The 10,998-nt window shown below is 53.3% G+C and carries 13 protein-coding genes; 6 read left to right on the top strand and 7 right to left on the bottom strand.

Annotation, left to right across the window (positions count from 1 at the left end):
• Positions 1-435: 435 nt before the first annotated feature.
• Positions 436-975: a gamma carbonic anhydrase family protein gene (locus BZJ19_RS13025; RefSeq protein ID WP_074213863.1), complete on the top strand. Its 540-nt coding sequence runs from the start codon at positions 436-438 to the stop codon at positions 973-975.
• Here the strand turns inward: BZJ19_RS13025 and BZJ19_RS13020 are convergent.
• From BZJ19_RS13020 to hemF, 3 genes are read right to left on the bottom strand one after another with little or no spacing between them, the layout of a single operon-like run.
• Complete coding sequence (locus tag BZJ19_RS13020; protein ID WP_077675931.1) at positions 972-1,232, bottom strand: DUF1488 family protein; 261 nt, start codon at positions 1,230-1,232, stop codon at positions 972-974. The two genes, BZJ19_RS13025 and BZJ19_RS13020, sit on opposite strands and share 4 nt — an antisense overlap.
• Positions 1,229-2,053 (bottom strand): shikimate dehydrogenase, encoded by an 825-nt coding sequence (gene aroE, locus BZJ19_RS13015; protein ID WP_077675930.1) that lies wholly within the window; start codon positions 2,051-2,053, stop codon positions 1,229-1,231. The genes BZJ19_RS13020 and aroE overlap by 4 nt, the downstream gene beginning before the upstream one ends.
• A 3-nt stretch (positions 2,054-2,056) precedes the next feature.
• Positions 2,057-2,974, bottom strand: a complete 918-nt coding sequence (gene hemF / locus BZJ19_RS13010) for an oxygen-dependent coproporphyrinogen oxidase (protein WP_046074889.1) — start codon at positions 2,972-2,974, stop codon at positions 2,057-2,059.
• A 178-nt stretch (positions 2,975-3,152) separates the two neighbouring features.
• Here hemF and purE point away from each other — a divergent pair, with 178 nt between their 5' ends.
• Together purE and BZJ19_RS13000 are read left to right on the top strand one after the other, a co-directional pair.
• A complete protein-coding gene (gene purE / locus BZJ19_RS13005; protein ID WP_069362358.1) occupies positions 3,153-3,635 on the top strand; it encodes a 5-(carboxyamino)imidazole ribonucleotide mutase in 483 nt (160 codons plus the stop codon).
• Positions 3,636-3,639: 4 nt separating this feature from the next.
• Positions 3,640-4,788 (top strand): 5-(carboxyamino)imidazole ribonucleotide synthase, encoded by a 1,149-nt coding sequence (locus BZJ19_RS13000; protein WP_077675929.1) that lies wholly within the window; start codon positions 3,640-3,642, stop codon positions 4,786-4,788.
• Here the strand turns inward: BZJ19_RS13000 and BZJ19_RS12995 are convergent.
• From BZJ19_RS12995 to BZJ19_RS12980, 4 genes are read right to left on the bottom strand one after another with little or no spacing between them, the layout of a single operon-like run.
• Positions 4,785-5,342 carry a DNA topoisomerase family protein gene (locus BZJ19_RS12995; RefSeq protein ID WP_077579374.1) on the bottom strand — a complete coding sequence of 186 codons (558 nt, stop codon included), beginning with the start codon at positions 5,340-5,342 and terminating at the stop codon, positions 4,785-4,787. The two genes, BZJ19_RS13000 and BZJ19_RS12995, sit on opposite strands and share 4 nt — an antisense overlap.
• Before the next feature lie 28 nt (positions 5,343-5,370).
• On the bottom strand, positions 5,371-5,844 hold the full coding sequence (locus tag BZJ19_RS12990) for a DUF494 family protein (RefSeq protein WP_046074885.1): 474 nt from the start codon (positions 5,842-5,844) through the stop codon (positions 5,371-5,373).
• A 2-nt stretch (positions 5,845-5,846) separates the two neighbouring features.
• A complete protein-coding gene (gene dprA / locus BZJ19_RS12985; protein WP_235608236.1) occupies positions 5,847-6,986 on the bottom strand; it encodes a DNA-processing protein DprA in 1,140 nt (379 codons plus the stop codon).
• Positions 6,946-8,007 (bottom strand): LysM peptidoglycan-binding domain-containing protein, encoded by a 1,062-nt coding sequence (locus tag BZJ19_RS12980; protein ID WP_077675927.1) that lies wholly within the window; start codon positions 8,005-8,007, stop codon positions 6,946-6,948. The genes dprA and BZJ19_RS12980 overlap by 41 nt, the downstream gene beginning before the upstream one ends.
• A 117-nt stretch (positions 8,008-8,124) precedes the next feature.
• Between BZJ19_RS12980 and def the strand changes: the two genes are divergently transcribed.
• The 3 genes from def (at position 8,125) to rsmB (ending at position 10,988) form a co-directional block, all read left to right on the top strand.
• A complete protein-coding gene (gene def / locus BZJ19_RS12975) occupies positions 8,125-8,637 on the top strand; it encodes a peptide deformylase (protein ID WP_077675926.1) in 513 nt (170 codons plus the stop codon).
• A gap of 7 nt (positions 8,638-8,644) precedes the next feature.
• Positions 8,645-9,589, top strand: a complete 945-nt coding sequence (gene fmt / locus BZJ19_RS12970) for a methionyl-tRNA formyltransferase (RefSeq protein ID WP_077675925.1) — start codon at positions 8,645-8,647, stop codon at positions 9,587-9,589.
• A 115-nt stretch (positions 9,590-9,704) separates the two neighbouring features.
• Positions 9,705-10,988 carry a 16S rRNA (cytosine(967)-C(5))-methyltransferase RsmB gene (gene rsmB, locus BZJ19_RS12965; RefSeq protein ID WP_077675924.1) on the top strand — a complete coding sequence of 428 codons (1,284 nt, stop codon included), beginning with the start codon at positions 9,705-9,707 and terminating at the stop codon, positions 10,986-10,988.
• The last annotated feature ends 10 nt before the right edge of the window (positions 10,989-10,998 follow it).

Raw genomic sequence — 10,998 nt, 5'->3', positions numbered from 1 at the left:
CAAATTGTTAAAGAGCGTTGACTTGCGAAGCGTTGCTTCGCTCGGTCAGGGCTGCGTATATTACTCGCCTTGCCGATGAAGTCAAGAAGAAATTTTATCTTTTTGTTGATGCCAACCGGCGAAAACAAAACCTCTTCTTGACTCCCCTAACGCGTTGTCGGCGTTAAGTAGGTGGGCTATCTTAATCATTTAAAAACTCACGTCAAGCGTTTATTTTTATTTAATTTTTTGCCCCGACATGGCCGCTGAGCGCTTGCCCTGTGTGCCGTGTCGATGGAGGCGCATTATAGGGAAGCTGATCAGATTGGCAACCCCTTTTTAGTGGTTTTTTAGAAAAAAACTGTCACTCGCTGTTTTTTTGCTCGCTAGGGTGTAAAACTGGTACCAAAGTCAGCGTTATCTGACATTGTATAGCGATATAAAGAGGGATTTGTGATGGCAAAACAGCTGCGCGCTTATAAAGGCATGACGCCTCAGCTTGGCGAACGCGTCTATATTGATGAATCCAGTGTATTGGCTGGCGATATTACGCTAGGTGATGATGTGAGTATTTGGCCGCTGGTTGCAGCGCGTGGTGACGTTAACCATATCCAGATTGGCGCTCGGACCAATGTGCAAGATGGCTCAGTCCTTCATGTTACTCACAAAAATGCCGAAAACCCACAAGGTTACCCGCTGATCATTGGCGAAGAAGTGACAATCGGCCACAAAGTCATGTTACACGGCTGTCGGATTGGCAACCGAGTCCTAGTGGGAATGGGGACGATTATTCTTGATGACGCTGTGATAGAAGATGAAGTACTGATTGGCGCTGGCAGTTTAGTCCCGCCCGGAAAACGCTTAGAGAGTGGCTATCTGTATGTTGGCTCACCGGTTAAACAGGTTCGCCCCCTTACCGACAAAGAGCGTGCTTATTTTGCACGCTCAGCGCAAAACTATGTCGACACCAAAGACATCTACCGCTGCGAGCGCTAGATCACCAAGCTGCCATCGGGTTCAAACGCTTCTGATTCGATGGCCGCTTCCATTTGCTCTTCTATATCAAACCAGACTTGTTCGACGATCGCCTGCGCATTATCCGTGTCCACCGCACAGCCGGCGAGCGCGGATAAGGTGGTAAAGCGAACAGCGCATGTTAACAATGCACCATTAAGTTGGCCGTAAAAACAAACACGGGCCTTTGCCGTGTCGACCTGCGCTTGGTCCGCAGCAAGAATAAGGGATTGATTCATTGATTGAGTGCCTCTCTTAACTGCTTACGCACACGTTCGGTTTGCGGCCGACAGCCGCGCCATATAGCAAAGCTTTCCGCCGCTTGTTCCACCAGCATACCCAAACCGTCTAAACACCGCCCTGCTCCTTGGCGTTGCGCCCACTGGTTACTGGTTGTGCAGCCAGCTTGATACACCATGTCATAGACAGTGGTCGCTGGACCAATCGCGCCGTGAGGGAGAGGAGGATGACTTTGATGTAAACTCGCCGAGGTCGCATTAATGATCACATCAACCGGCGCCGCCATAGTTTTATCCACGGCATGGCTGGTGATCGGTCCGGCCTCACCAAATGCAGCGGCTAGTTGCTGGGCTTTTTGCTCGGTGCGATTCACAATCATCAGCGATGCTGGCTCTTGCTCCAGTAAAGGAAGCAACACACCCCGTGCTGCACCGCCCGCACCCACGACCATAATGCGCTTATCACGCAGTGCCACATGGTGGTAGTGCAAATCAGTCACCAAACCTGCCCCATCCGTATTATCACCCAGTAGGGAACCATCGCTTTGCTTAACCAGCGTATTCACGGCACCGGCGCGGCGGGCACGCTCTGTCAGTGTATCAGCCCATTCATACGCTTGCTGTTTAAAAGGCACGGTCACATTGGCGCCGCGCCCTCCTTGCGCAAAAAACGCCTGCATACTGGTCACAAAGCCTTCGAGCGGCGCTTCAATGGCTTGATAGTCGATGTCTTGTTGGGTTTGCGTCGCAAATGCGGCGTGGATCTGCGGCGACTTACTGTGGCCAATCGGGTGGCCGACCACACAATAACGATCGGTCATCTGTTACCACTCCCTCGGTTTGAGATAGTCGCGATAGAGTCTCGCTTCCGGCGCGTCTTCATCGGGTGACCAATTATATTCCCAACGTGCCATCGGCGGCATCGACATCAGGATAGATTCGGTACGCCCACCACTTTGTAAGCCAAATAGCGTACCTCTGTCATACACCAAGTTAAATTCGACATAGCGTCCGCGGCGGTAAAGCTGGAAATCTCGCTCACGCTCACCATAGGGCGTTGCCTTGCGGCGCTGTACAATCGGCAGGTAAGCATCGATAAAACCTTTTCCAACCGCTTGGGTGTAGGCAAAGCACTGCTCGAATGGCCACTGGTTCAAATCATCAAAGAAAAGCCCGCCGACGCCACGGGTTTCATCGCGATGGGGGAGGTAAAAATAGCGATCGCACCACGCCTTGTGATCAGCGTACACGCTATCACCGAAGGGCGCGCACAAGGCTTTGGCGGTCTCATGCCAGTGCTGGCAGTCTTCCTCGAACGGATAGAAAGGCGTGAGGTCAAAGCCGCCGCCAAACCACCACACAGGGTCGGCGCCTTCCTTTTCAGCAATGAAAAACCGCACGTTCGCGTGCGAGGTCGGCACGTAAGGGTTGTGAGGGTGGATTACTAACGACACCCCCATGGCCTCAAAACAGCGCCCAGCGAGCTCTGGGCGATGCGCGGTCGCCGAGGCAGGCATTTGATCGCCAAATACGTGCGAGAAGTTCACTCCCGCTTGCTCAAATACTTGGCCCTGACGCAGGACGCGACTGCGACCACCGCCCCCTTTCTCACGCTCCCACGCATCTTCAATAAAATGCGCTTGACCATCTTCTTGCGCAAGCTGCTGGCAAATATCATCTTGGAGCTGGAGGAAAAAAGCCTTCACGGCTTGCTTATCAATTGTCGATTGACCGTGTGCCACGCTCACATCCTTTGTTACTGAGACTATATGCGTACTTTACCTGATCCACGCAGTGGGATCTTGACGGAATTTCATCCCCCACCGCCGACGCAAACGTTTTCCTTGCGGTGAAATCTGGGTATAATTCGCGCCACGCTCAGCTTATCTTATTCACGCTTGTCATCAAGAAGGACGTATTATGACTGTCGGTATCATCATGGGCTCGCAATCCGATTGGCCTACCATGACACATGCAGCGGCTATGTTGGATCATTTTGCCATCCCTTACGAAACCCGTATTGTCTCCGCCCATCGCACACCACAGTTACTTGCCGACTACGCCCAACAAGCGGCCGAGCGCGGGATTAAAGTGATTATTGCCGGCGCTGGGGGGGCCGCCCATTTGCCTGGGATGACCGCCGCACACACCAGCCTGCCGGTGCTCGGCGTGCCGGTCCAGTCAAAAGCGTTAAAGGGCATGGACTCATTGCTTTCTATTGCTCAAATGCCCAAAGGCGTGGCAGTGGGCACACTCGCCATTGGAGACGCAGGCGCCGCGAATGCAGGCCTCCTTGCCGCACAAATTCTCGCAACGGCCGACCCTGACTTGATGGCAAAAGTGGATGCGTTTCGCCAAGCGCAAACTGAAGCCGTTCTCGCTCAACCCAATCCACAAGGGTAAGGCCATGAATATTCTGGTGTTAGGTGCGGGACAACTGGCCCGGATGATGGCCTTGGCCGGCGCACCGCTCAATCTTATCGTCAGCGCCTATGATGTGCGTAGTGGCGACATTATTCACCCACTGACGCTGCAACCACTGGGGCACGGCCTCAATACGGCCATCGCTGGCGCAGATATTATTACCGCGGAATTTGAGCATATCCCCGCTGATATCTTGCACCAATGCGAGCAAAGCGGGAAGTTACGCCCCAGTGCTCAGGCGATTCTAACCGGTGGCGACCGCCAAATTGAGAAAGCCCTGCTGATGCAAGCAGGCGTCGCCAATGCGCCATACCGAGTGGTGTATACACAGGCTGATTTAGAAAAGGCGGTCGACGCACTAGGCGCGCCCTTGGTCCTCAAAAGCACCTTGGATGGTTATGACGGCAAAGGACAGTGGCGCTATCGTGACGGCGATGATCTTCACGCATTATGGGCCGAGCTCGACGCCTTTCTCACCGCGCCCGAACAGCGCGATGGCCAAGCCATCATTGCCGAAGCCATGATCCCTTTTGATCGAGAAGTGTCACTGATTGGTGTGCGTGGCGCGAATGGTGAATTTGCCAGCTATAGCCTGACCCAAAACCACCACCATGATGGGATACTAACCTTGTCTGTGGTGCGCCCGGATGAGGATGCCTTGCAAACACAGGCGGCGGACATGTTGGAAAAAATTGCCAGCGCGCTTAACTATGTGGGGGTGCTTGCGGTGGAATTCTTTGATGTAGACGGCAGCTTGCTGGTGAACGAGATAGCGCCTCGGGTGCACAACTCCGGTCACTGGACACAGCAAGGTAGCGCGTGTTGCCAATTTGAAAACCACCTGCGCGCGGTCAGCGGCTTACCCCTCGGCCCGACCGAGTTAATTCAGCCGACGGCAATGATCAATATCTTAGGCCAAGGCAGTGTCCCGCTTGCGACCTATCGTGATGCCCATGTGCATTGGTACAACAAAACGCCTCGTCCGGGGCGCAAAGTGGGTCATATTAATGTCACGGCCACATCGAACGCGGCGCTTGCCACCAAGTTAGCCAGTCTCGCCAGCTACCTTCCCTGCGATGCTTTTCACGGTTTGAAATCGGCGGCATTAGCTCTCGCCGCGCAAACCGATTAGCCTTCGCTCTCCGATTCTGCAGCCGATTCACCTTGAATCGCGCTGCAGGACTTATCGGCACATTGATGTACTGTCTTGCCACCTTTCTTACGCTCCACCAGCAGCGCAAAACCACATTGCTCGCAGGTGCCGGCTATCGGTTGTGCGTTTACCGCAAAATGACACTTAGGGTATTGGTCACAGGCAAAAAAGCGCTTGCCGTAACGCGAGGTGCGCTCCACCAGCTCACCTTTGTGGCAGGCTGGGCAGGTTAGGGTGGTATGATCGGGTTCATCCGGTTTTTCGATATGCGTACATTGCGGGAACTGATCACAGCCAATAAACATACCGAATCGACCTTGGCGTAACACCAATTCTCCCTGATGACACGCCGGGCAAGCCACGCCAAGCGCTTTTACTACATGGCCATCACCATGATGTAAAGCTTTGGTATAGTGGCAGTCTGGATAGGCGGTACAGGCCAGAAACGGGCCTCGTTTGCCCGATTTAAACGCAAGAGCGCTGCCACATTCCGGGCAGCGCTCGTGGGTATTCGGGGTGTTATCTTTACTCATTCACACCTTTTACTGTCATTGATAAGCGTTAATGCACGTATCCCTCTTGTGCGTCGTACAGCATTTCTTCCATCTGTGTATACGCACGTTCGTTACCAGGCACGTTAAACAGCACCATCAAAATAACCCATTTTAGATCATCAAGACCAAATTCTTGGGTCTCGAGTTCCATCACCCGATCGATGACCATTTCACGCGTTTCCGGTGAAAGCACCCCAGCCTGCTCTAAGAATAAGAGGAAGCCTCGGCTTTCTTGGTCAATAAAGCGCGTTTCTTGCTCGGTATAGATTCGGATCGAGCTTTGGGCACTGCCTGATAGGTAAGGCTGTTTATCCGCATTTTGCAACTGTGCCAGCTTTTCAAGCCAGTTCAGGGCTTTATATATATCGTCTTGATGAAAACCCGCGCGGGACAATTCATCTGCTAACTCGTCCTGATCGATCATCACTTCCACATCGCTGTGGATGTAGGTTTCGAACAGGTACATAAGAATGTCCATCATGGCTAGCCCCTCCTCGTTCTGACATAGCCACCGGGTACTGCTGCTACAAGCCCCTGGAGTTCTAAGTCTAACAACTGCATCATGATTTCGTGAACCGGTTGGTTGCAGCGCTCAGCCAGTACGTCGACACACGTCGCTTTAGTACCTACGTTAGCCAACAGCTCAGGAAATGGCAATCCTTCATGTGTATCTAACTTAGGCGCGTCACTAAATAATTCGGTTTGTTGACACGCGGCGAAGCTTATCAGGCTATCAATTTCATGCAAGATATCATCGACACAGTCTGTGAGTGTGGCCCCTTGTTTAATCAATTGGTGGCATCCACGCGACTGGACTTGGTCAATGGGCCCAGGAATCGCAAACACATCACGATTTTGCTCAAGTGCATAACGTGCCGTGATCTGTGACCCACTTTGTGGCGCGGCCTCTACCACTAATACGCCTGCCGACAGGCCACTGATCAACCGGTTGCGCCGCGGAAAGTGCTCAGCCCTTGGCGGTGCCTCTGGCCAGAACTCTGAAACCAGTGCACCCTGTGCTTCAATCCGCTCGGCCAATGCGCGATGTCGTGCGGGATACACATTGGCAAGCCCGCTTCCTAGCACCGCCAATGTCTTACCGTGACCTTCAAGTGCGCCTTTGTGTGCCCGCCCATCGATACCTAGCGCAAGCCCACTGGTAATCGCAACACCATGCTCAACCAGTTGTTTAGCAAATTGATACGCCGTTTCTAAGCCTTGCGGGGTCGCGTGACGACTGCCAACCATCGCCAATTGAGGCATCGCCAAGCAAGTCAGATCGCCTTGCACATATAAGAGCAAAGGCGGCCGTGCGATTTCTCGGAGTAATGCAGGGTAAGCTGGATGATCAAAGCCAACCAAGTGGCAATGCTCTTGCCTCGCCCACTCAAGGCTACGCTCAATCATGGCATGATTGGGATGCGTGATAGCCTGACATTGCTCCGCGGTTAAGCCAACCGCGGCAAGATCATGAGCAGTTTGCTCACTCAACGCATCGATGGGCACTTTGGCCAACAGCGCGCGTCGCTGAGAAACGCGCAACCGCGGCACTTGGGTCAGTATCAACCACCCTCGCAGGGATTTATCGCGCATAGGCCAGTTGAGGGGAAGGTGGCACCGCATGCATGCCGGCTTTAATTGGCTGACGCGCTTGGGTAATCACAGCCAAACTGACCCAAGGGTATGCCCGAACCACCATGGTTTGTCCCACCGTCACATCAGGCAAGGCGGTCATCGGCTGGGCGGCACTGTCACTCGCGTTTTGATAGCGATACTCACCAGGGCCATTTAATACGTTGGCACCGGCTTCAGTGACAGTAAACATTTGCCCGGCTGCCACGCCATCATTGGCGCCTTTATCAAGCACCACAAGCTGACCATTCGCGACATACTCACTGCCATAAAGATGCCCTAATAATGTGGCATCAGTTTGAGCCGCTTGGGGCCAAAAGCGCGGATGCGTGTTCTCGGGTAAAGGTAACAAGACATCATTGGGGCGCACTTCTTGCACTACCCGAGTCAATGTCATCACACTGCGCCCTTCACTTCGCGCACGGATGCTTCCATCAGCCACATGTTTTAAGCTCACCATCGCGGTAGGTTCGGCGCTAGCCTCTGACGTCGCAGGGCGTAAAAAGGTTTTCTCAACCCGAAACACTTGCCAATCCTTAGCACTCAGCGACGCATCCACATACAGGGTATCGTGCACTGACAAATATTGACGCCCATCCGTTGAGCCAAGGACGCGAGGCAGCGCCACCAAACGCGCCTTTTCAACCAGCATGTCCTGCTGTAAGTACGGCAGCAGCATAGGATCGACACTGCTCAGCGCTGGCGTCTTAGGCGAATCTCCCTTTGCTGCAATCGCACGCCTAGGCTTATAGCTAACGGTCGGTTTCCCCGCTTGCCATGTGAGGGTGAGCACATCGCCGGGATAAATCAGATTGGGATCCTTTATGGTCGGATTTGCGTACCACACCTCAGGCCATTGCCAAGGGTTATCGAAAAAGGTAGCGGCGATATCCCACAGGGTATCCCCTCGCTCAACCACATATCGCTGACTCTCGGCAGAGCTGGCTGCCAGTACTGGTAGCGCGATAGCCAATAGCCCAGCGGCGGCGAGATTGAACAGCTTTCTTGTCATCAATGTCTTCCTCACCAGACGGATGATGCTGATGCTGTCAATTGGCTGTCAAAATGTCTAGAATTAACCCAATTACCCCGTGCCGCTTTCGGCACAGTTCAATTTTTATGAGACGTTATGGCTTTATTGAACGTATTAACATTCCCAGATGAGCGTCTTCGCACCGTCGCCAAGCCGGTCGAAGCAGTGACGCCTGAGATCCAAAAAATGGTCGACGACATGCTCGAGACCATGTACGACGAAGACGGTATTGGTCTCGCCGCGACCCAGGTGGATTTTCACCAACGTATCGTGGTGATCGATATATCTGAAACCCGTGATGACCCTATGGTGTTAATTAACCCAGAGATCATCGAAAAACGTGGCGAAGACGGTATCGAAGAAGGCTGCCTGTCCGTACCGGGTTCCCGTGCCTTGGTGCCACGTGCTGCCGAAGTGACTGTGAAAGCGTTAGACCGCGACGGCAATCCATTTCAGTTTGATGCTGACGACCTGTTGGCCATTTGTGTCCAGCATGAGCTCGACCATTTGGAAGGTAAGTTGTTTGTTGACTACCTCTCGCCATTGAAGCGTCAACGCATCAAGCAGAAGATGGAAAAAATCAAACGCGCTAACCAAAAAGCAAGCTGAGGTCACTTTGAGTACACCGCTGCGTATTGTATTTGCGGGCACGCCGGATTTTGCCGCGCGCCATTTGCAGGCCCTGCTCAACAGCGAGCATGAGGTGATTGCGGTTTATAGCCGCGAAGATAAACCGGCAGGCCGAGGCAAGAAGCTCACGGCAAGCCCAGTGAAAAAGCTCGCGCTTGAGCATGACTTACCCGTGTATCAACCCCGCACGTTGCGTGATGAACAAGCACAAGCGGAACTGGCTGCCTTGAACGTCGACGTGATGGTGGTGGTCGCTTACGGGCTGATTCTGCCCAAAGCGGTATTGGATACACCTCGTTTGGGCTGTGTGAATGTCCACGGTTCTATCTTGCCACGTTGGCGCGGCGCCGCGCCGATAGAGCGTGCCGTATGGGCAGGAGATACCGAAACCGGTGTCACCATCATGCAGATGGACGAAGGCCTTGATACCGGTGATATGCTAAAAATCGCCACGCTGCCTATCGAAGAAACCGATACCAGTGCCAGCTTGTATACGCGTTTGGCAGAATTGGGGCCCCAAGCCTTGATTGATTGTCTCAATGACATGGCCAACGGCATTATTCTTGCCGAGCCACAAAACGATGCCAAAGCCAACTATGCCGAGAAGCTGACCAAGCAAGAAGCCAAAATTGATTGGACACAAGATGCTGCGTTTATCGGACGCTGCATTCGCGCCTTTAATCCACGTCCAGTCAGCTACTTCACCTTGGGAGAGCAAAATATCAAAGTCTGGCAGGCCAATGTGCTCGACATTGATGTCGAGGCCACACCAGGCACGGTGATCAATACCGACAAGCACGGTATTCAGGTTGCTACCGGCAAAGGTGTACTCCAGCTAACACAGCTTCAGCCTCCCGGTAAAAAAGCCATGCAAGCCCATGAGCTGCTCAACGCGCGCCGTGAATGGTTTGAGATTGGTACACAGCTATAATGAACACGGTTTCCCGTGTCATCGTCATTCAAAGGCCAGTCCACTGGCCTTTTTTATTGGTTAACGCCCCTTGGTGGCATACGACTCGCCACTTGGCTGCAATGTAGGTAACAGCATGAATGTAAGAGCCGCGGCTGCCCGCGTTCTGTATCAAGTTGTCGATCAGGGTCAGTCCCTGTCACAACAACTGCCTTTAGCCCAGCAACGTATCGCACCGCGTGATGCGGCCTTATTACAAGAGATGTGTTATGGCACCTTACGTTGGTTGCCACGCCTTGAGCAAATCGTGCAATCCTTGATGGATAAGCCACTGAAAGGCAAACAACGTGTCTTCCATCACCTCATTCTGGTCGGCTTGTATCAATTAGGTTATATGCGCATCCCAGCGCATGCAGCAGTGGCTGAAACCGTGAACGCCACCCAAACACTCAAGCGCCCTCAACTTCGTGGGTTGATCAATGCCATCTTACGTCAATATCAACGCGAGCAAACCGCGTTAGATGAAACCAGTACCGCCAATGCCGCCGGCGAGTTTTGCCACCCCAGTTGGCTACTCAAGCGGTTACAAGAAGCCTATCCCGAGCAATGGCAAGCGATTGTCGCGGCCAACCATCAAAAAGCGCCCATGTGGCTGCGGGTTAATCGTCAGTACCATCGCCCTGATACCTATCTTGCACTACTCAAAGAAGCGGGCATTGATGGAGAGTGCTTCGTTGAGGCTGGCGATGCAATCAAACTAACCAAGCCTTGCGATGTCTCGCGCTTACCTGGGTTTGACCAAGGTTGGGTATCCGTCCAAGACGCCGCTGCCCAGCTCGCGGTCGACTACCTGACCCCGCAAGCAAACGAGACGATTCTTGATTGCTGTGCGGCACCGGGCGGAAAAACCTGTCATATCTTAGAGCACCAACCGAGCGCACACGTGACCGCGATTGATGCCGATGCGCAAAGATTGAGCCGCGTCAAAGAGAACCTTGCTCGACTGGGGCTTAATGCCACGGTGAAACAAGCCGATGCTCGCGAACCCAGCGCTTGGCATTCAGGTCCCGCATTTGACCGTATTTTGCTGGATGCACCCTGTTCGGCAACCGGTGTGATCCGTCGCCACCCCGACATCAAATGGTTACGCCGTGATAGCGACATTGCCGCCCTCGTCACGCTCCAAGCGGCAATCTTGGATGCAATGTGGCAGCAGCTTAAGCCGGGCGGTACTCTTGTGTATGCAACCTGTTCTGTTTTACCTGATGAAAATCGCCATCAAATCCGTGATTTTCTCGCCCGTACACCAGATGCCAACTTACGCACCGGCACGTCAGAAGTACCGGGACGTCAGGTTTTACCCGGCGAGCAAGACATGGACGGCTTTTACTACGCATGCTTGGAAAAGTCACTGACCTAAGTGCCAAGCA

This window comes from Salinivibrio proteolyticus, from assembly GCF_001996165.1.
Classification (GTDB): domain Bacteria; phylum Pseudomonadota; class Gammaproteobacteria; order Enterobacterales; family Vibrionaceae; genus Salinivibrio; species Salinivibrio proteolyticus.
This window is presented reverse-complemented; position numbering and strand designations above follow the sequence as displayed.

Bases quoted from the DNA above. Each gene is read 5' to 3' on its own strand.
- BZJ19_RS13025 (WP_074213863.1), top strand. From the start codon at position 436: ATGGCAAAACAGCTGCGCGCTTATAAAGGCATGACGCCTCAGCTTGGC.
- BZJ19_RS13020 (WP_077675931.1), bottom strand. From the start codon at position 1,232: ATGAATCAATCCCTTATTCTTGCTGCGGACCAAGCGCAGGTCGACACG.
- aroE (WP_077675930.1), bottom strand. From the start codon at position 2,053: ATGACCGATCGTTATTGTGTGGTCGGCCACCCGATTGGCCACAGTAAG.
- purE (WP_069362358.1), top strand. From the start codon at position 3,153: ATGACTGTCGGTATCATCATGGGCTCGCAATCCGATTGGCCTACCATG.
- BZJ19_RS13000 (WP_077675929.1), top strand. From the start codon at position 3,640: ATGAATATTCTGGTGTTAGGTGCGGGACAACTGGCCCGGATGATGGCC.
- BZJ19_RS12995 (WP_077579374.1), bottom strand. From the start codon at position 5,342: ATGAGTAAAGATAACACCCCGAATACCCACGAGCGCTGCCCGGAATGT.
- BZJ19_RS12990 (WP_046074885.1), bottom strand. From the start codon at position 5,844: ATGATGGACATTCTTATGTACCTGTTCGAAACCTACATCCACAGCGAT.
- dprA (WP_235608236.1), bottom strand. From the start codon at position 6,986: ATGCGGTGCCACCTTCCCCTCAACTGGCCTATGCGCGATAAATCCCTG.
- BZJ19_RS12980 (WP_077675927.1), bottom strand. From the start codon at position 8,007: ATGACAAGAAAGCTGTTCAATCTCGCCGCCGCTGGGCTATTGGCTATC.
- def (WP_077675926.1), top strand. From the start codon at position 8,125: ATGGCTTTATTGAACGTATTAACATTCCCAGATGAGCGTCTTCGCACC.
- rsmB (WP_077675924.1), top strand. From the start codon at position 9,705: ATGAATGTAAGAGCCGCGGCTGCCCGCGTTCTGTATCAAGTTGTCGAT.